Origin of the sequence: Brevundimonas terrae (genome assembly GCF_011761985.1) — a bacterium.
GTDB lineage: Bacteria > Pseudomonadota > Alphaproteobacteria > Caulobacterales > Caulobacteraceae > Brevundimonas > Brevundimonas terrae.
The window spans coordinates 201,355-219,248 of sequence record NZ_JAASQT010000002.1; the positions used below are offsets into that span (position 1 = coordinate 201,355).

General features: G+C 60.9%; 19 protein-coding genes. 17 read left to right on the top strand and 2 right to left on the bottom strand.

Going from position 1 to position 17,894, the window contains the following annotated elements; translation table 11 throughout:
* Nucleotides 1-26: 26 nt before the first annotated feature.
* From FHS64_RS05560 to FHS64_RS05640, 17 genes are all read left to right on the top strand, one after another.
* On the top strand, nucleotides 27-641 hold the full coding sequence (locus tag FHS64_RS05560; RefSeq protein ID WP_167176656.1) for a glutathione S-transferase family protein: 615 nt from the start codon (nucleotides 27-29) through the stop codon (nucleotides 639-641).
* A 117-nt stretch (nucleotides 642-758) separates the two neighbouring features.
* On the top strand, nucleotides 759-1,070 hold the full coding sequence (locus tag FHS64_RS05565; protein ID WP_167176658.1) for a DUF3253 domain-containing protein: 312 nt from the start codon (nucleotides 759-761) through the stop codon (nucleotides 1,068-1,070).
* A complete protein-coding gene (locus tag FHS64_RS05570) occupies nucleotides 1,054-1,647 on the top strand; it encodes a uracil-DNA glycosylase family protein (protein WP_167176660.1) in 594 nt (197 codons plus the stop codon). Before FHS64_RS05565 ends, FHS64_RS05570 begins: the two co-directional genes overlap by 17 nt.
* A 28-nt stretch (nucleotides 1,648-1,675) precedes the next feature.
* Nucleotides 1,676-2,722 (top strand): alpha/beta fold hydrolase, encoded by a 1,047-nt coding sequence (locus FHS64_RS05575; protein WP_167176664.1) that lies wholly within the window; start codon nucleotides 1,676-1,678, stop codon nucleotides 2,720-2,722.
* A gap of 101 nt (nucleotides 2,723-2,823) precedes the next feature.
* Nucleotides 2,824-3,912: a Glu/Leu/Phe/Val family dehydrogenase gene (locus FHS64_RS05580; protein ID WP_167176666.1), complete on the top strand. Its 1,089-nt coding sequence runs from the start codon at nucleotides 2,824-2,826 to the stop codon at nucleotides 3,910-3,912.
* A gap of 185 nt (nucleotides 3,913-4,097) precedes the next feature.
* Nucleotides 4,098-5,741, top strand: coding sequence for a flagellar basal-body MS-ring/collar protein FliF (gene fliF, locus FHS64_RS05585; protein WP_167176668.1), 1,644 nt, complete (start codon nucleotides 4,098-4,100; stop codon nucleotides 5,739-5,741).
* Complete coding sequence (gene fliG / locus FHS64_RS05590; RefSeq protein WP_167176670.1) at nucleotides 5,741-6,778, top strand: flagellar motor switch protein FliG; 1,038 nt, start codon at nucleotides 5,741-5,743, stop codon at nucleotides 6,776-6,778. Before fliF ends, fliG begins: the two co-directional genes overlap by 1 nt.
* Nucleotides 6,778-7,446 (top strand): FliH/SctL family protein, encoded by a 669-nt coding sequence (locus FHS64_RS05595; RefSeq protein ID WP_167176672.1) that lies wholly within the window; start codon nucleotides 6,778-6,780, stop codon nucleotides 7,444-7,446. The genes fliG and FHS64_RS05595 overlap by 1 nt, the downstream gene beginning before the upstream one ends.
* On the top strand, nucleotides 7,446-7,778 hold the full coding sequence (fliN, locus tag FHS64_RS05600) for a flagellar motor switch protein FliN (protein WP_167176674.1): 333 nt from the start codon (nucleotides 7,446-7,448) through the stop codon (nucleotides 7,776-7,778). The genes FHS64_RS05595 and fliN overlap by 1 nt, the downstream gene beginning before the upstream one ends.
* Nucleotides 7,779-7,813: 35 nt before the next feature.
* On the top strand, nucleotides 7,814-9,220 hold the full coding sequence (gene flbD, locus FHS64_RS05605; protein WP_167177693.1) for a sigma-54-dependent transcriptional regulator FlbD: 1,407 nt from the start codon (nucleotides 7,814-7,816) through the stop codon (nucleotides 9,218-9,220).
* Between the two features lie 4 nt (nucleotides 9,221-9,224).
* A complete protein-coding gene (gene bla, locus FHS64_RS05610; protein ID WP_167176676.1) occupies nucleotides 9,225-10,112 on the top strand; it encodes a class A beta-lactamase in 888 nt (295 codons plus the stop codon).
* 76 nt (nucleotides 10,113-10,188) lie between these two features.
* Complete coding sequence (flhA, locus tag FHS64_RS05615) at nucleotides 10,189-12,267, top strand: flagellar biosynthesis protein FlhA (protein ID WP_424945237.1); 2,079 nt, start codon at nucleotides 10,189-10,191, stop codon at nucleotides 12,265-12,267.
* Nucleotides 12,268-12,318: 51 nt separating this feature from the next.
* Complete coding sequence (locus FHS64_RS05620; RefSeq protein WP_167176680.1) at nucleotides 12,319-13,821, top strand: sensor histidine kinase; 1,503 nt, start codon at nucleotides 12,319-12,321, stop codon at nucleotides 13,819-13,821.
* A gap of 29 nt (nucleotides 13,822-13,850) precedes the next feature.
* Nucleotides 13,851-14,285: a response regulator gene (locus FHS64_RS05625; protein WP_167176682.1), complete on the top strand. Its 435-nt coding sequence runs from the start codon at nucleotides 13,851-13,853 to the stop codon at nucleotides 14,283-14,285.
* A complete protein-coding gene (locus tag FHS64_RS05630; RefSeq protein ID WP_167176683.1) occupies nucleotides 14,272-15,336 on the top strand; it encodes a histidine kinase dimerization/phosphoacceptor domain -containing protein in 1,065 nt (354 codons plus the stop codon). The genes FHS64_RS05625 and FHS64_RS05630 overlap by 14 nt, the downstream gene beginning before the upstream one ends.
* Nucleotides 15,337-15,345: 9 nt before the next feature.
* A complete protein-coding gene (locus FHS64_RS05635; RefSeq protein ID WP_167176685.1) occupies nucleotides 15,346-15,807 on the top strand; it encodes an NUDIX domain-containing protein in 462 nt (153 codons plus the stop codon).
* Nucleotides 15,808-15,888: 81 nt separating this feature from the next.
* Complete coding sequence (locus FHS64_RS05640; protein WP_167176687.1) at nucleotides 15,889-16,065, top strand: CsbD family protein; 177 nt, start codon at nucleotides 15,889-15,891, stop codon at nucleotides 16,063-16,065.
* Between the two features lie 63 nt (nucleotides 16,066-16,128).
* Here the strand turns inward: FHS64_RS05640 and FHS64_RS05645 are convergent, their stop codons facing one another.
* The gene (locus FHS64_RS05645) at nucleotides 16,129-17,307 is read right to left on the bottom strand and encodes a vWA domain-containing protein (protein ID WP_167176690.1); all 1,179 of its coding nucleotides are present in this window, start codon (nucleotides 17,305-17,307) and stop codon (nucleotides 16,129-16,131) included.
* A gap of 57 nt (nucleotides 17,308-17,364) precedes the next feature.
* Nucleotides 17,365-17,892: a GNAT family N-acetyltransferase gene (locus FHS64_RS05650; RefSeq protein ID WP_167176692.1), complete on the bottom strand. Its 528-nt coding sequence runs from the start codon at nucleotides 17,890-17,892 to the stop codon at nucleotides 17,365-17,367.
* Nucleotides 17,893-17,894 lie beyond the last annotated feature (2 nt).

Here is a 17,894-nt window from a genome sequence, read left to right on the forward strand (position 1 = left end):
CGGGGCCGCTCTTTGGGGATGAACAGATGAAGCTCTATACGACCCGAATGGCCCCTAATCCGCGCCGCGTCAGCTGGGTGATGGCGGAAAAGGGCATCAGCGATATCGAGATCGTCGATGTGAACCTGCTGGGCGGAGAGCATCGCCAGCCCGAATATCGCAACAGGTTCACCTTTGGCCATCTGCCGGGACTGGAGCTGGATGACGGCACCTGTTTCACCGAAACCCTGGCCATCGCCCGCTATCTGGAGACGCTGTATCCCGAGCCGAACCTGTTTGGCGTGGATGCGCGTGAACAGGCCCTTATCGAGATGTGGACGCGCCGCGCCGAGATTTATCTGGCCAATCCGATGATGATGTATGTGCGCATGACGCACCCTGCGCTGGCGGCTCTCGAAGCGCCCCAGCCCGAGGTGGCGGCCTATAACAAGGCGGGTGCCGAGAAGTTCATGAAGGCGATGGACCGCCATCTGGCCAATAGCGAATACCTGACCGATCGTTTCAGCATGGCCGATATTGTGGCGGCGGTCGGTATCGATTTTGGCCGTCTGGTCAAATATCGCCCGCCCGAGGAATACACCCATCTGAAGCGCTGGCTGGACCTGTGTCTGTCGCGTCCGGCGGGTAAGGCGGGCCTTTAAGGTCTGGCTTTAAGACTGGGGAAGGGCGTTGCACCGACGCCCTAGTTGAGGGTTGTCGTGAGGCTTGATGTTTGTCGGGTCTTACTTCCGGCCCGTGACTGGCGCATATAGGCGCTTATGAGCGATCCTATCGAATCCGCAATCCTTGACCGTCTGGCCCAACTGGGTGAAGGCAAAAGCGTCGAACCGGCAGAAATTGCCAAGATCCTGCAAGCCGAGCAGTGGCAACGTATGCTGCCCAAGGTCCGCGCTGCGGCGCTGGGCCTGATGCGTCAGGGCAAGCTGACCATCACCAAAAAGGGCAAGGTGGTTGATCCTGACGCCTTCCGTGGTGTGACGCGCCTGCGTCTGCCGACGGCTGACGAGACGGCGCTGGCCCTGTCCAAACTGCCGCCAAAGGCGGAATCCGAGGATGACGACAACTTCTGATATCGAGACCCTACTGGCCGATATTCGCGCCTGTCGGGCGTGTGCGCACGAGTTTCCGCATACGCCCCGACCGGTGGTCTGGATTTTTCCCGAAACGCGCCTGCTGATCTGCGGGCAGGCTCCGGGGCGGCGTGTTCACGAAAGTGGCCGTCCCTTTACCGACCCTTCCGGTGATCGCCTGCGCGACTGGATGGGGATCGACGAAACCACCTTTTACGGTGATCGACGCCTTGGTGTCGCCCCGCAGGCCTTCTGTTATCCCGGCACAAAACCCAAAGGCGGAGACTATCCGCCGCCGCCGCGTTGTGCGGCGCTGTGGCGCGAGAAACTGTTTACGACACTGCCACCGCCGGAACTGATCCTGATGGTGGGCAGCTATTCTATTAGCTGGTTCCTGAAACAACGCGCCAAGGAAAACATGACCGAAACGGTCAGGGCGTGGCGCGATTACGGGCCGCAACTTATGCCTCTGCCGCACCCCTCATGGCGCGTGACCGGCTGGATGAAACGCAATCCGTGGTTTGAGGATGATGTGCTTCCACAATTGCGCGAGCGCGTGAGCCGGATTCTGGTCTAGGCTGGCTGCGAAGCTTGAGGAGCGGGTGATGGTGGCAAAACATAGTGCGGTTCGAGGTGCAGTTCTGGCCGGAGTTCTGGCTGGCGTTGTAGCGATGACATCGGCCTGTGCACCCCATGTACAAACCGCCATGGCACCCCCCGCAGCCTTTGCCGGGCCGATGATTGTCGAGAGCAGCCAAGACTATGGAATGGGCCATTTCGTCGTTCAGGACGGGGCGCAACTGCCATTCCGCCGCTGGTCCCCGCAAGGCAGGCCCAAGGCGGTCATCATTGCCCTGCATGGCTTTAGCGACCATTCGGCGGCGTGGCGTCTGGCCGGTCCGTGGTGGGCCGAGCGCGGTATCGAGGTGTGGGCCTATGACCAGCGCGGCTTTGGCGGTGCCCCCAATAAGGGAGAATGGGCCGATCCAGCCCTGAGCCGCGATGACCTGCGGACCGTCAGCGCGCTGGTGCGGGCACAGCGCCCCGATGCCAAGATCGCCATTATGGGTGAAAGCATGGGCGGTGCGCTGGGGATTACGGCCTTTGCATCGGATAATCCGCCCGCGGCCGATCGTCTGATCCTGCTGGCCCCGGCGGTATGGGGATGGTCCAGCCAGAGCATGCTGAACCGTGCGGCATTGTGGGCGGGCGGGCATTTTCTGGGGTCGAGCCGTCTGGAGCCGCCCGCCTTTGCAACCCAGAAAATCCGCGCCAGCGACAATGTGGTGGAGTTGCTGCGTAACGGACGCGACCCGCGCTTTACCGTCGCCACGCGCATTGACGCGCTGCATGGTCTGGTCGGCCTGATGGAAGAGGGAGCCGAGGGGCTGGGCCATGTGCGCGTGCCGACCCTTCTGGCCTATGGCGACCACGACAGCGTTGTCCCGCGTCAGGCCATGCAAAAGGCGCTGGAGCGGGCAGGGCCGCGTGACGGGCTGGTGACGGCCTATTATCCCGACGGCTGGCATATCCTGAACCGTGACCTTGCTGCCGAGGTGATCTTTGCCGATGTCGAGGCATGGCTGGATGGGCAACCGTTGCCATCACATGCCCCCGCTGTCCTGCCGTCACTGGCGGCTGCGGATAACTGATCGGCAGTTACTCAAATATCGTCGCGATGAACCGCTTGCGGTTATGATTTCCCGAGCGTATGCCTGCGGAACAAAATTCCCTCTTATCTGGGCTTGTAGGCATGATACTTTTTGATTCTCCGAATTTCGCGAACCACGAAGGCGTCCATGCCTTCAGTGATGAGAAAACCGGCCTGAAGGCAATTGTTGCAGTGCACTCGACTGCGCGTGGTCCGGCTGTGGGTGGTACCCGCATGTGGAACTATGCGACGGCAGAAGAGGCTCTGGAGGACGTGCTGCGTCTGTCCAAGGGCATGAGCTACAAGAACGCTATCGCCGATCTGGAAATGGGCGGCGGCAAGTCGGTCATCATCGGTGATAGCCGCACGCAGAAGTCGCCGGAACTGTTCCAGGCCTTTGCCCGCTTCCTGAACGGTCTGGGCGGTCACTATTACGCCGCTGAAGACGTTGGCACCTCGGTCGAAGACATCGCCGAAGCCCGCAAGGTCACCGAATATGTTCTGGGCCTGAAAGATGGTCCGGAAGCCTCGGGCGATCCGAGCCCCGTAACCGCCGAGGGCGTGTTCCGCTCGAACCTGGTTGTTGCACGTCGCCTGTTCGGCAAGTCCGACATGACCGGCCTGACCGTTGCCGTACAAGGCGTGGGCCATGTGGGCGCATACCTGTGCGAGAAGCTGCACGCTGCCGGTGCCAAGCTGATCATCACCGACGTCAATCAGGACAACCTGAACGCTGTCGCCGCCAAGACCGGTGCCGAGATCGTTTCGCCGGACGCCATCTATGACGTTCAGGCCGACATCTATGCGCCGTGCGCGCTGGGTGCGACCCTGAACCCGGAAACCATCAAGCGTCTGAAGGTCAAGGCCATCTGCGGTGCCGCCAACAACCAGCTGGCCACGCCGGCCATCGGTGATGCGCTGCACGAAATGGGCATCCTGTATTCGCCGGATTACGTCGTGAACGGCGGCGGCATCATCAATGTCGCTTCGGAAATGAACGCCCGCCAGAACGGCACGGCCTATGATCCGGCATGGGTCGAGGGCAAGCTGTCGCGTCTGATGGAAACCTTCGAGGAAATCCTCGTTCGCTCCGAGCAGGAAAACCGTCCGACCTACCAGATCGCCGACGCCATTGCCGAAGAGCGTATCAAGGTTGCGGCCGACAAGAAGGCTGCGGCTCTCAAGGTCTAAGGCGTGAACCTCTACGGGGTTTAACGTAGATTGCGGAAAGGGCGGCCCGAACGGGTCGCCTTTTTTGTTGCCGAAAGACGAATCGGGGGTGCTTCTTAATGCTTCTTAACGCGGCGTTTACCAAACACACGGCACTTTCTGCCTAGCGGAGCAGTTAGCTTCAGTGTGTCTTATGGGCGGGGCGCGTGAGCGGCTTTACGGCAGCAATACAAAAGTTCGGTATCGGGCGTCTGGCTGCTGTGCTGGGTGTGTCCGCCGGTGTGGCCGCCGTGCTGGTGGCGATCATGCTGCGTGTGGGCCAAGCCCCCGACGCGCTGCTCTATTCCAATCTTGATCTGCGCGAGGCCGCCGAAATCGGCGCGGCGCTGGACCAGAGCGGTATCAAATATTCGGCCAAGGGTGATGGCTCGACCATTTTTGTCAGCCGTGACGATGTCGGCACCGCCCGCCTGATGCTGGCAGGGCAGGGTCTGGTGACCTCCGGTTCTGTTGGCTACGAAATTTTCGACAACCAGTCGGTACTGGGCCAGACCGAGTTCCAGCAAAACCTGAACGAACAGCGCGCCCTTCAAGGTGAGCTGTCGCGCACCATTATGTCGATGCGCGGTATCAGCTCGGCCCGCGTCCACATCACCATGCCGCGCCGCGAAATGTTCCAGGCCGCAGCGATTGATCCGACCGCAGCCGTGGTTGTCGGCCTGTCGGGCCGTGATCTGACGCCGGACCAAATCCGCGCCATCCGTAATGTGGTGGCGTCATCGGTGCCGAACCTCAAGCCGGACAAGGTCACTGTGACCGATCAGGCCAACCGTACGCTGGCGGCCGGTTCCGAGGATGGCGGCTTTACGACAGCCACTGCCGAGGCCGCCAAGGCCACGACTGAGGCCCAGATGCAGGCCCGCATCAAGGACATTGTCGAAGGTGTTGTCGGTGCAGGTGCTGCCCGCGTTCAGGTGACGGCCGATATCGACCACACCCGCTCGACAACACAGGAACAGAAGTTCGATCCCGATGGTCAGGTGGTGCGCTCGACCTCGACCAATGGTTCGCAGTCGCGTGATGCCTCGGGTGTGCCGCTGGGCGGCGTGACGGCGACCAATAATATTCCGGGCGGTGCGGCCCCCGAACAGGTCGATCAGGCCTCGACGACGGCGGAAAACACCGAAACCACCAATTTCGAGATTTCAAACACCACCACCACGACGGTTCGCGAACCGGGCGAGGTCAAGCGCCTGTCGGTGTCGGTGGCTGTGGACGGCAACTATACCCCTGCGGCCAATGGCGAGGGTGCGCCCACCTATGCGGCCCGTTCCGAAGAAGAAGTGGCCCAGATTCGCGCCCTTGTGGCCGCGGCGGTGGGTATTGATCTGGAACGCGGCGACAAGCTGGAAGTGGTGAATGTCCGCTTCAACCGCGATGCCGAGGCAGCAGCGGCGGCCAATGGCGGCGAGGGCGGCATGATGTCGAACTTCGCCTTCGACAAGAACGACATCATGCGCGCCGTGGAGCTGGGTATTCTGGCCCTGACGGCGGCGATGCTGATCTTCTTCGTCCTGCGTCCGTTGCTGAAGACCGCAACAGGCAAGTCGCCCAAGGCGCTGGCCATTGCCGGTGTAACTTCGGTGGACGAGCAACTGGTGGGCGGTGTGCTGCCGGGCGCCGGTGGTGCCGCCATGTTGCCCGGACCGACCGAGGTCGAGCAACGCATCGATATTGCCCGCATCGAAGGTCAGGTGAAGGCGTCCTCAATCAAGAAGGTTGCTGATTTCGTCGAGGCTCATCCCGAGGAATCGACGGCGATCCTTCGCACCTGGTTAAATGAATCCTGATGGCGGCTCGACTGGTTACAAAAGGCGCGACCATAGAAGACAGTCGCAGATTGACCGGACCGGAAAAGGCCGCGGTCATTCTGCTGTCTCTGGGCGAGGAGCACACGGCCCTTTGGGAACGTCTGGAAGAGGACGAGATCAAGGAAGTGTCGCAGGCCATGGCGGGTCTTGGCTCGGTCACGGCGCAGGTCGTCGAGGAAATCCTCGTCGAATTCGTCTCGGGTCTGGGCGGTAACGGCTCGCTGCTCGGCTCGTTCGACCAGACGCAGCGCCTGCTGGCATCCTTCATGCCGCAGGACCGTGTCGATGCCCTGATGGAGGAAATCCGTGGTCCTGCCGGTCGCACCATGTGGGACAAGCTGGGCAATGTGAACGAGGCGGTTCTGGCCAACTACCTCAAGAACGAATACCCGCAGACGGTCGCCGTGGTTCTGTCCAAGGTGAAGCCGGAACATGCGTCGCGTGTTCTGACCTCCCTGCCGGAAGACTTTGCGCTGGAATGCGTTCAGCGCATGCTGCGTATGGAACCGGTGCAGCGCGACATCCTCGACAAGATCGAGCAGACCTTGCGCAACGAGTTCATGTCGAACCTTGCCCGCACGTCCAAGCGCGACAGTCATGAACTGATGGCCGAAATCTTCAACAGTTTCGACCGCCAGACCGAGGCCCGCTTCATCGGCGCGCTGGAAGAGCGTAACCGCGATGCCGCCGAGCGTATCCGCGCCCTGATGTTTGTGTTCGAGGACCTGTCCAAGCTGGATCCGGGCGGGGTGCAAACCCTGTTGCGGGCGGTCGAGAAGGACCAGCTGGGTCTGGCCCTGAAAGGCGCATCGGACACCCTGCGCGAGATGTTCTTCTCGAACATGTCCGAGCGGGCATCCAAGATCATGCGCGAAGATATGGAATCCATGGGGCCGGTGCGTCTGAAAGACGTGGACAGCGCCCAGATGGCGATGGTGCAGGTGGCCAAGGATCTGGCGGCGCGTGGTGAAATCATGCTGGCCGGCCAGAGTGGCGATGACGAGTTGATCTACTGATGAGCGCCCATCACACAGCCCCGCGCCCGTTTGTTTTCGACACCGAGTTCGATGCCGATGGCCGCGTCGTCCAGCAGTCGGAATGGCAGCCGCCCAAGCGCAGCTATAGCCCCGCCGAGGTCGAGGCCATGCTGGCCGAGGCCCGTCTGGAGGCCCGTCAGCAGGCGCTGAACGAGGTCGAGGCTCTACGGGCCAATGCCCTGTCGGTCGTGGCGCAAACCATTGCCGAGGCCAGCCACCAGCTTGGTGGTGTGGTCGAGCAGCATCGTCAGGAATCGGCTGCGCTCAGCATGGCCTGTGCCAAGGCGTTGTCTTCGGCGGCGTTTGACCTGTTCCCGCGCCGCCCGCTGGAAGCGGCCATCGAACAACTGGCCGAGGAAATCGATGCCTCGCCGCGTTTGGTGATCCGTGCGCGTGATCTGGATGCCGAAGGGCGTCACCAGATCGAGCAACTGTGCCAGCAGGCCGGTTTTTCCGGTCTGGTCGTGTTCCGCGATGATGCCAGCCATCCGGCTGCGTTCTCGCTGGAATGGACCGATGGCCGCGCCGGTTTCGATCCGTTCGAGGTCGAGACGCGCCTGCGCGAGCGTATCGGCACGGTGCTGGATGCGACCCAGAATAATGTTTCCCCCCAAACCTACACGACCACTGACGGGAGTGCCTTCTGATGGCCACTGACGATCTGCCCTTGGAAGAGTTCGGTGAATCCACCGCCCTGAGCCTGCCGGAAGAGGTCGGCGATAAAACCGCTGTCGATCTGGCCACCGTGTTCGATGTTCCGGTGAACATTTCGGCGGTGCTGGGCAAGGCGAACATGTCGGTGTCGCAACTGCTGAAACTGAACAAGGGATCGGTGTTGGAACTGGACCGCAAGGTCGGCGAGGCGATCGATATTTTTGTGAACAACCGTCTGGTCGCGCGCGGCGAGGTGGTGCTGGTCGAGGACCGTCTGGGTGTCACCATGACGGAAATCATCAAGACCGACGACAAGGGCGCCTGAACGGCGACCGGATGAAAGATTAGAGGAGCCCGATGATGCGTCTACTGGTTGTAGGCCGCCTGAGCGGTCAGCTGGCAACGGCAGTAAAGATGGCCATGACCCACGGGGCCAAGGTCAGCCACGTCGAACGTGCCGATCAGGCGACCGAGCAACTGCGTCGCGGGCAGGGTGCCGACCTGCTGATGGTCGATTACCGTATCGACATCGCCAGCCTGATCGCCGCCAACGAGGCCGAGCGCATCCATGTTCCTGTGGTGGCGTGTGGTGTCGATGCCGATGCCAAGGAAGCCGCTGATGCCATCCGCGCAGGGGCCAAGGAATTCATCCCGCTGCCGCCCGATGCCGAACTGATTGCGGCGGTTCTGTCGGCGGTGGCCGATGATGAAAAGCCGATGATTTTGGCCGACCCTGCCATGCGCGCCGTGGTGCAACTGGCCGATCAGGTTGCTGCCTCCGAGGCGTCGATCCTGATTACCGGTGAAAGCGGCGTCGGTAAGGAAGTCATGGCCCGTCACCTGCACACGCGCTCGCGCCGTGCGGACAAGGCCTTTATCAGCGTCAACTGCGCTGCCATTCCCGACAACCTGCTTGAATCCGAGCTGTTTGGTCACGAGAAGGGTGCGTTTACGGGCGCGGTCGCCCGCCGGATCGGCAAGTTCGAGGAGGCCGATGGCGGTACGCTGCTGTTGGACGAAATCTCGGAAATGGATGTGCGTCTGCAAGCCAAGCTGCTGCGCGCCATTCAGGAGCGGGTGATTGACCGTGTCGGCGGATCAAAGCCTGTTCCGGTCAATATCCGCATCATCGCCACGTCCAACCGCGATCTGGCCAAGGCCGTCGCAGAGGGCAGTTTCCGCGAAGACCTGCTGTACCGCCTGAATGTTGTGAACCTGCGCATCCCGTCGCTGCGGGAACGCCCTGCCGATATTGGCGTGTTGGCGAGCCATTTCATCAAGAAATACGCCGCCGCCAACGGTGTGCCGGTCAAGCCGATTGCTGCCCCCGCGATCCGCGCCATTACGGGCCATCCGTGGCACGGCAATGTGCGCGAGCTGGAAAACGCCATGCACCGCGCGGTGCTGCTGTCGGCGGGTGCTGAAATCGACATTGATGCCATCCGTTTGCCGGATGGACGCCCGCTGTTGGGCGGGGCTGCACCCGCAGCGACGGCGACGGCCTATGATCCGGGTGTGGCCGGAACGGCGGCCCAGATGGCCGATGCTGTCACCCGCAGCTTTGTGGGCCAGACCGTGGCCGAGATGGAAAAGACCCTGATCCTCGACACGCTGAACCATTGTCTGGGCAACCGTACCCATGCGGCCAATATTCTCGGCATTTCGATCCGCACCTTGCGTAACAAGCTGAATGAATATGCCGACGACGGCACGGCCATTCCTGCCCCGCAATCGGGTGTCGCCAATGCCTATGGCTCGGCAGGGTAGGTCTATGATGATTATGGATCGTCGGACCGTACTGGCCGGAGCAGGCGCATTGTCGTTGTCCGCGTGCAAACCCGCTGCCGCACCTGCCAAGGCAGCGGAACTGACTGTGCCGCTGGATTTGAGCGCACTGGAACAGCGTTTCGATGGCCGTATGGGCTTTGCCTTTGCCACCGAAGGCAAGCGCGGTGCATGGCGCGGCGACGAGCGTTTTGTCTATTGCTCGACCTTCAAAATGTATCTGGCCGCTGCGACGCTGGTGCGCGCACAGACGGGCAGCGAAGACCTTGATCGGGCGATTGCGATCACGCCCGCCGACATGCTGGAACACGCGCCGGTCACCGAAAAGGCGATCGGCAAGACCCTGACAATCACCCAGTTGATGAAGGGCACGGTCGAGGAAAGCGATAATCCGGCGGCCAATATCCTGATCCGCGAAATGGGCGGACTGGATGCGATGCGCCAGTTCTATCGTGACATTGGCGATGCGACGACGCGGGTGGACCGTATGGAGCCCGAGATGAACCGCTGGGACGGCGACAAGGATACGATCCTGCCGTCGCAATCGGTGCGCAATCTTGAAAAACTGTTCCTGTCGGAAGCCTCGCCGCTGAAACCGGAATCCAAGCGGTTACTGCTGGAATGGATGGTGGCCACGCCGACGGGGCAGGGCCGGATGAAGGCCGGTGCCCCATCCGACTGGACCGTCGCGCACAAAACCGGCTCCGGTGGCTATGGTCCGGTGAATGATATCGGCATCCTCTATCCCGTTGAAGGGGCACCGATTGTTGTGGCCGCCTATTTCCACGGCAGCGCCCAGTCGAGCAATGATCAGCGCGAGGCCGCCATCGCCGAGGCAACCCGCCAGATGCTGGTCGTATTGGGGCATGGCTGACCCTGGCCGAATCCTGTCATCACTGTCCTGATGCAAAGCTGTAACCCGCAAATCCGCCATGGCTGATGCCCCCTTTATGAAGGACGGCATGGCTCGCCCCACGGGGCGGGATGCACTTGGCTGGCTGATGCGCGGCGAGGTGGGTCTGGCGGCGGGCGTGATCGGCATCATGCTGTTGCTGATCCTGCCCATTCCGGCCTTCCTGCTGGATGTGCTGCTGGCGATGTCGCTGGTGTCCAGCGTGCTGATCCTGATGACCGCCGTGATGATGAAGCGGCCTCTGGATTTCGCCATCTTCCCGACGGTTTTGCTGGTTTCGACGCTTTATCGTTTGGGGCTGAATATCGCCTCGACGCGCCTGATCCTGTCCAGCGGCGACAGCGGCCATAACAGCGCCGGTGCTATTATTGCGGCCTTTGGCGAACTGATGATGAGCGGCAGCTTTGTCATCGGTCTGATCATCTTTGCCATTCTTCTGGTGGTGAACTTCGTCGTCATCACCAAGGGCGCGACCCGTATCGCCGAGGTTTCGGCCCGCTTTACGCTGGACTCCATGCCCGGCAAGCAGATGGCCATCGATGCCGACCTGTCTGCGGGCCTGATTACCGAGGATCAGGCCAAGACCCGCCGCAAGGAACTGGAGCAGGAATCCACCTTCTTCGGGGCCATGGACGGTGCGTCCAAATTCGTGCGCGGCGATGCCATTGCTGGTCTGATCATCACCTTTATCAATATCATCGGCGGCATGCTGATCGGTGTGATCCAGCACGGCATGTCGGCGGGCGATGCGGCCAATACCTATATCCAGTTGTCGGTGGGCGATGGTCTGGTCACCCAGATTCCGGCCATCATCGTTTCGGTCGCGGCGGGCTTTCTGGTTACCAAGGCCGGCGTTGAAGGCTCTGCCGACAAGGCCTTTGTGGCACAGATGGCAACCAACCCCGTGGCACTGGGTGTGGTGGCGGCGACATCGGGCCTGATGGCGCTCATTCCCGGCATGCCGATTATTCCGTTTGCCGCGCTGGCGGCCGGTTCCGGTTATCTGGCATGGAAAACAGGGCGCCAGCGTTTGCAGCCACCCCCTGCCGAGCCGGTCGAGGTGGCCCCGAGCGCCGATGTCGAGGAGCCGATTGCGACGGCCCTGACCATTGATGATGTGAAGATCGAGCTGGGCTATTCGCTGCTGGCCCTGATCAATGATCTGGAAGGCCGTCGCCTGACCGATCAAATCCGTGCCCTGCGCCGCTCGCTGGCGCAGGAATACGGGTTTGTGATGCCCAGCGTGCGTATCCTCGACAATATGCGCCTGCCCAATCAGGGCTATTCGATCCGCATCAAGGAAATGGATGCCGGTAGCGGCGAGGTGCGTCTGGGCATGCTGATGGCGATGGACCCGTCGGGCCGTCAGGTGGAACTGCCTGGGGAACACACGCGCGAGCCGGCCTTTGGACTGCCCGCCACATGGATCGACGAGTCCCTGCGCGAAGAAGCGACCTTTAGAGGCTATACGATTGTGGACCCGTCCACGGTGCTGACCACGCACCTGACGGAAATCCTGAAAGAAAACATGGCCGAGCTTCTGTCCTATACCGAGGTACAGAAGCTGATGAAGGAACTGCCGTCCGAGGCGCAAAAGCTAGTGGACGAGTTGATTCCGTCGGTGGTCACGGTCACGACCCTTCAACGTGTGCTGCAAACCCTGCTGCGCGAGCGGGTGTCGATCCGCGATCTTCCGGCTATTCTGGAAGGGTTGGCCGAGGCCGCACCGCATACGTCCAGCGTGACCACTCTGGTCGAGCATGTCCGCACGCGACTGGCGCGCCAACTATGCTGGTCCAATCGCGGCGAGGACGGTGCCCTGCCGATCGTCACCCTGTCACCAGACTGGGAACAGGCCTTTGCCGACAGCCTGATCGGCCCCGGCGAAGACAAGCAACTGGCCATGGCCCCCAGTCAGCTACAGGACTTTATCCGTGCCGTGCGCGATGTGTTCGAGCGGGCCGCTATGGCGGGCGAAAACCCTGTCCTGCTGACCGGCCCGCAAATCCGCCCCTATGTGCGCTCGATTATCGAGCGTTTCCGTGGACAGACCGTGGTGATGAGCCAGAACGAGGTCCACCCCAAGGCGCGTCTGAGAACCGTCGGCACGGTCTGAGCGCAATAAGGGCGCTAGACACTGGTGGTTTGACACGGAATGGTGGTGCCTATGAAACAACGCGCCCGCTTTGACGTCACTTCCCTGAACTTTATCCGCCAGTCGCAGCCGATTTATCGACGCTTGCTGCTGCTGTTGGGGGCGGCCTTTGCACTGATGCTGATGACCAATGTGGGCATCCTGTACATGGTGCGTCAGACCTCGGCCTATACCGAGATCGAGTTGAAGGGCCACAAGACCCAGATCGAGGGCTGGCGCCTGATCAGTCTGCTGACCGACGCCGAGACGGGCCAGCGGGGCTTTATGCTGACGGCGCGCTCCGACTATCTGCTTGTTTATGACAATGCGCTGGAACAGTTGCCCGTCGTGCTGGAAAGGCTGGATGGTCTTGTGGCCGACGATGCGGAACTGTCTGCGCGACTGGACCGGATAAAGGGCCTTTACGAACAACGCCGCCGTCTGATGGTGGATACGGTTGAGATGACCCGTTCGGGCCGTATCGGCGAGGCGGTGGGGGCTATTCGCAGCGGTCAGGGCAAGGCCCTGATGGACGGTATGCGTCTGGAAGTCAGCGAGATGTCGGCCACGATCGACCGCCGGACCGATGCCGCGACCAATGCCGCCCGCTGGGCCCAGCGTATGAGCCTGATCCTGAGTATTGCTTCGGGGGCGTTGATGGTGATCCTGGGGGGGATCGGGGCAGGGCTGGTGCGTCGCCAGATTCACGACCTTCTCAAGGCCCAGAAACAACTGGACCGTATCAATGCGGGGCTGGAAGAAGAGGTGCGTGTCCGCACCGCCGATCTGGTTCGCGCCAACGAAGAAATCCAGCGCTTTGCCTATATTGTCAGCCATGACCTGCGGGCACCGCTGGTCAATGTCATGGGCTATACATCCGAGCTGGAACAGATTGCCGGAAATGTCCGGACCCTGCTGACCCGACTGGATAAAGAGCATCCGGGACTTGTGGATGACGAAACGCGTCTGGGTGTGTTTGAGGATGCGCCCGAGGCTATCGGTTTTATTCGGGCCTCGACCACCAAGATGGACGGCTTGATCAAGGCGATCCTGCAACTGTCACGCGATGGCCGTCGCGATCTGAATCCCCAGCCTCTGGATATGCAGCAGATGCTTCAGGGCTTGGTGGATGCGGTGGCGCACCCGCTCTCGGAGAATAACGGGCGGGTGGTTATCGGCGACCTGCCCACCATCAATCACGACCGTATGGCGATTGAGCAAATTTTCGGAAATCTGATTGATAACGCGATAAAATATCAGGATCCGGAACAATCTTTGCTTTTAGAGATTAAGGGTAGGGAACTAGACGGTAATATGGTGGAATTCGAGATCATCGATAATGGACGCGGCATTGCGCCAAAGGACCATGAACGGATTTTTGAGCTATTCCGCCGGTCGGGACGTCAGGATCGTTCGGGAGAGGGGCTGGGACTGGCCTTCGTCCGCAGCAGCGTACGCCGTCTGGGCGGACAGATCACTGTCCGGTCCGATCTGGGCAAGGGCGCGACCTTCCTTGTCGTCCTGCCGCAGCAATAAACCGTCCGCTTAGCCTTAAGGATAGGATGATGAGTAATTCCGTTAAGATCGTGATGATCGAGGACGATCACGGCCATGCGCGCCTGATCGAGAAAAATATCCGTCGTGCCAATATTTCCAACGACATCATCCATTTCGACCATGGCGAAACGGGACTGGCCTATCTGATGGGCGATGAAGTGCGCGACAAGGCCTCGATCCTGATCCTGCTGGACCTGAATCTGCCGGATATGTCGGGCGTCGACATCCTGCAAAAAGTCAAAAATGACGAAGTTTTACGTCGTGCTCCGGTTGTGATTCTGACCACAACCGATGATCGTACCGAGATACAGCACTGCTATGACCTGGGCTGTAATGTCTATATCACCAAGCCGGTGGACTATGACGCCTTCGCTCTGGCCATCCGTCAACTTGGCCTGTTCCTGTCTGTGATCCAGGCCCCCATAATCAGTGCAGAGTCCTAATCTGTTCCGTCTCCTTTATATTGATGATGATCCCGGTCTTGGCCGCCTGATCCAGAAACAGTTCGAACGGGCCGGTCACAAGGTTGATCTGGCCAGCGACGGCGATATGGGGCTTGGGCTGCTGGCCGCGCAAAACTACGATGTTTGCGCGCTGGACCACCACATGCCCGGGCGTGACGGGTTGGATGTGCTGCCGGAAATTCTGGCCATCGGGAATGCACCGCCTGTGGTCTATGTGACCGGCGCGCAAGATGGCCGTATCGCGGTTGCGGCCCTGCGGACGGGGGCGGCGGACTATGTCATCAAGGATGCGTCCGAAGACTTCCCGCATCTGTTGCTGCGCGCGGTCGAGGATGCGCTGGAACGGCGCCGCCTGTCGCTGGCTGCCGAGCGGGTACAGGCCGAGGTCATTCGTGAACGCGACCGTGCCGAGGCCTTGCTGCGCGAGGTGAACCACCGTGTCGGCAACTCGCTGCAACTGGTCACCAGCTTTATCCATCTGCAACGGCGCCAACTGACCGATGTTGCGGCCCGCGACGCGCTGGATCGCGTTCAGGCGCGTATCGAGGCCGTCTCTCAGGTCCACCGCCGTCTCTATACCTCGGGTGATGTGACGGGTGTGGCGCTGGATGGTTATTTGCAGGGGCTGGTGGACGAGCTGTCCTATTCGATGGCCGCCGATAAGGGGGCGACCACGGTCCTGAGAGCCGAGCCGGTCTGGGTCTCGACCGATCAGGCGGTGGCGGTCGGTGTGATCGTGGCCGAACTGGTCACCAATGCGGTCAAATACGCCTATCAGCCGGGGCAGGGCGGGGAAATCCGCGTCCTGCTGGGTCATGACGGCGGAGCCTCGGTGCGCTTGAGCGTCGAGGATGATGGCGTGGGGATGGGCGATGCCAACCCCAAGGGCACCGGACTGGGTGGCCAGATACTGGCGGCCATGGCGACGGATCTGGGCACGAAAATCCAGTTCGAAAGTTCGACACAGGGCACGCGCGCGCATCTGGTTTTCACAGCCGAAGGCGTTCGCAAATCATCTTCGGGCCTGTAAAAGCGTCCTATGAAGCTGCAATTCGGTAACCCCCGCGCGGGGCTGGACTATCGTCATCGCGCCGCTGTGTTCGGCATTGCCGAGCGCGAGGGGCGTATTGCCTGCGTGCATATCCGCCGTGACAAGGGGGCCTATTTCGACCTTCCCGGCGGGGCGCTCGAAGGCGAGGAAACCGAGGCCGAGGCGCTGGTGCGCGAGTTTGGCGAGGAAACGGGGCTGGACGTGGTGCCGGTCGATCGGCTGACCGAAGCATCGCAATATTTCGTGCGGACCGACGGTCAGGCGCTGAATAATGTCTGTGGTTTCTGGAGCCTGACCATCAGCGGCTCGACCCCTGAAAACAAGCGCGAGGAAGACCATCAACTGGTCTGGCTGAGTCCCGAAGAGGCCTTGGTGAACCTGCGCCATGAAGCCCATGTTTGGGCGGTTGCGGCATGGCTGCGTTGGCGCGCGCAGGTGTCGCAGGGCTGATTTTTCAGGAACACCCTGCCGGTCGGGACGTTTTCTTTATAACCGCAGCCTCCCGTGCGGTTGTACTCAAGGAGACGTCTTATGGCTGATAAAGATCGCATCGAAGGTGCCGCCAAGAATATCGGTGGCAAGATTAAAGAAGGCATCGGCAATCTGACGGGCGACGAGAAGCTGAAGGCCGAAGGCAAGGCGGACCAGATCGAGGGCAAGGCCCAGAATGCGTTTGGCGGCCTGAAAGATACCCTCAAGGGCAAATAGGCCCTCACGGTCCCGTCACAGAATTTTCAAAGGCCGCGCCGCATGGTGCGGCCTTTGTTCTACCTATTTGGTCAGTATCCGCATGGCCTGATCCAGCCCCTCAAGCGTCAGAGGATACATGCGTTCCTCCATCAGTTCGCGCAGCAGGGTGATCGAGGCCGTATAGTGCCAGTGGCGTTCGCCAACGGGGTTCAGCCACACCGATTTGGGCCATTGCTCGCGGGCTCGTTTCATCCAGACCGCCCCCGCTTCCTCGTTGAAATGTTCGACCGAGCCACCGGGGATGGTGATCTCGTAGGGGCTCATACTGGCGTCACCGATGAAGATGACGCGCCAGTCGCTGTCATATTTGTGGATCAGATCCCATGTCGGGATGCGCTCGGCATGACGGCGGCGGTTATCCTTCCACACGCCTTCATAGAGGCAGTTGTGGAAGTAGTAGAATTCGAGATTCTTGAACTCTGTCTTGGCCGCCGAGAACAGCTCTTCGCACATCTTGATATGGCCATCCATCGAGCCGCCGATGTCGAAGAGGATCAACACCTTTACCGTGTTGCGGCGCTCGGGGCGCATGTGGATGTCCAGCCAGCCCTGACGGGCGGTGCCGTCGATAGTGCCGTCGATATCCAGTTCATCGGGCGCGCCCTGACGGGCAAAACGGCGCAGACGGCGCAAGGCGACCTTGATGTTGCGGGTGCCCAGTTCGACACTGTCGTCGAGGTTCTTGAACTCGCGTTTTTCCCACACCTTGACGGCGCGACCATGCTTGCCGGTGCCGCCGATACGCACACCTTCGGGATTATAGCCGCCATTGCCGAACGGGCTGGTGCCGCCCGTGCCGATCCAGCGATTGCCGCCCTGATGGCGTTCTTTCTGCTCTTCGAGGCGCTGTTTCAGCGTCTCCATCAGCTTGTCCCAGCCGCCCATGGCTTCGATCTGGGCCTTTTCCTCTTCAGAGAGGAATTTTTCGTTCAGCAGTTTCAGCCAGTCTTCGGGAATGTCGGTGGTCAGGTCTTCGCCCGCACCGACGCTTTCAATGCCCTTGAAGGCCTTGCCGAAGGCTTGGTCGAAACGGTCATAATGTTTCTCGTCCTTCACCAGCACAGCGCGCGACAGATAATAGAAGTCGTCGAGGCTGTGCTCGCCCACATCCTTGTCCATGGCCTCCATCAGATGGAGCCATTCCTTGGGCGTCACCGGCACCTTGGCATCGCGCAAGGCTGTAAAGAAGGGCAGGAGCATGGGCATCAGAACCGGATGAAAAGCGTGGCCGAATAGACCACGCAGCCTGGGTGGCGTCTATGCGCGGCGCAGGATGAACTCGTCATCCATCCAGTTGCCGACGGGGTACTGGTATTCGCCGACCTTTTCGAAGCCATAGGCATTGTAGAGCTTTTGCGCTTTTTCGTTGCCGCTCCAGACGCCGATCCACAAAGCACCCGAGGTGCGTGCCTGCATCCATTCCAGCGCCTGTTTCATCAGCGTGGTGCCAAGGCCCAGACCTTGGGCGTTCTTTGAGACGTAAAGGCGGCGCAGTTCGTATTCGCCGTCCTTGGCATCGGGGTGGGGCAGGCCGTTGGGGCCGAGATGGCACAGGGCTAGAATCTCGCCATCGCGCTCGGCCACCCAGAACACGCAGTTCGGTTCGGCAAGCCGTTTGGCCAGAGCGGCCTCGCCAAAGCTGTCCGTGTAGAATGTGGCCAGATCTTCTGCCGGATAGGGCACTTTGAAACCGTCGATAAAGGTCTCGGTAAAGGTGCGACAGCTGAACTCGGACAGAGCAGGCAGGTCGCGGGTTTCGGCGTCACGGATGATGATCTGGTTCATGC

Coding starts and splice junctions, on each gene's coding strand:
- FHS64_RS05650 (WP_167176692.1), bottom strand. CDS start 17,892: ATGAACCAGATCATCATCCGTGACGCCGAAACCCGCGACCTGCCTGCT.
- FHS64_RS05560 (WP_167176656.1), top strand. CDS start 27: ATGAAGCTCTATACGACCCGAATGGCCCCTAATCCGCGCCGCGTCAGC.
- FHS64_RS05570 (WP_167176660.1), top strand. CDS start 1,054: ATGACGACAACTTCTGATATCGAGACCCTACTGGCCGATATTCGCGCC.
- bla (WP_167176676.1), top strand. CDS start 9,225: ATGATGATTATGGATCGTCGGACCGTACTGGCCGGAGCAGGCGCATTG.
- FHS64_RS05580 (WP_167176666.1), top strand. CDS start 2,824: ATGATACTTTTTGATTCTCCGAATTTCGCGAACCACGAAGGCGTCCAT.
- fliG (WP_167176670.1), top strand. CDS start 5,741: ATGGCGGCTCGACTGGTTACAAAAGGCGCGACCATAGAAGACAGTCGC.
- FHS64_RS05620 (WP_167176680.1), top strand. CDS start 12,319: ATGAAACAACGCGCCCGCTTTGACGTCACTTCCCTGAACTTTATCCGC.
- flbD (WP_167177693.1), top strand. CDS start 7,814: ATGCGTCTACTGGTTGTAGGCCGCCTGAGCGGTCAGCTGGCAACGGCA.
- FHS64_RS05635 (WP_167176685.1), top strand. CDS start 15,346: ATGAAGCTGCAATTCGGTAACCCCCGCGCGGGGCTGGACTATCGTCAT.
- fliN (WP_167176674.1), top strand. CDS start 7,446: ATGGCCACTGACGATCTGCCCTTGGAAGAGTTCGGTGAATCCACCGCC.
- FHS64_RS05645 (WP_167176690.1), bottom strand. CDS start 17,307: ATGCTCCTGCCCTTCTTTACAGCCTTGCGCGATGCCAAGGTGCCGGTG.
- FHS64_RS05625 (WP_167176682.1), top strand. CDS start 13,851: ATGAGTAATTCCGTTAAGATCGTGATGATCGAGGACGATCACGGCCAT.
- FHS64_RS05575 (WP_167176664.1), top strand. CDS start 1,676: ATGGTGGCAAAACATAGTGCGGTTCGAGGTGCAGTTCTGGCCGGAGTT.
- flhA (WP_424945237.1), top strand. CDS start 10,189: ATGAAGGACGGCATGGCTCGCCCCACGGGGCGGGATGCACTTGGCTGG.
- FHS64_RS05565 (WP_167176658.1), top strand. CDS start 759: ATGAGCGATCCTATCGAATCCGCAATCCTTGACCGTCTGGCCCAACTG.
- FHS64_RS05640 (WP_167176687.1), top strand. CDS start 15,889: ATGGCTGATAAAGATCGCATCGAAGGTGCCGCCAAGAATATCGGTGGC.
- FHS64_RS05595 (WP_167176672.1), top strand. CDS start 6,778: ATGAGCGCCCATCACACAGCCCCGCGCCCGTTTGTTTTCGACACCGAG.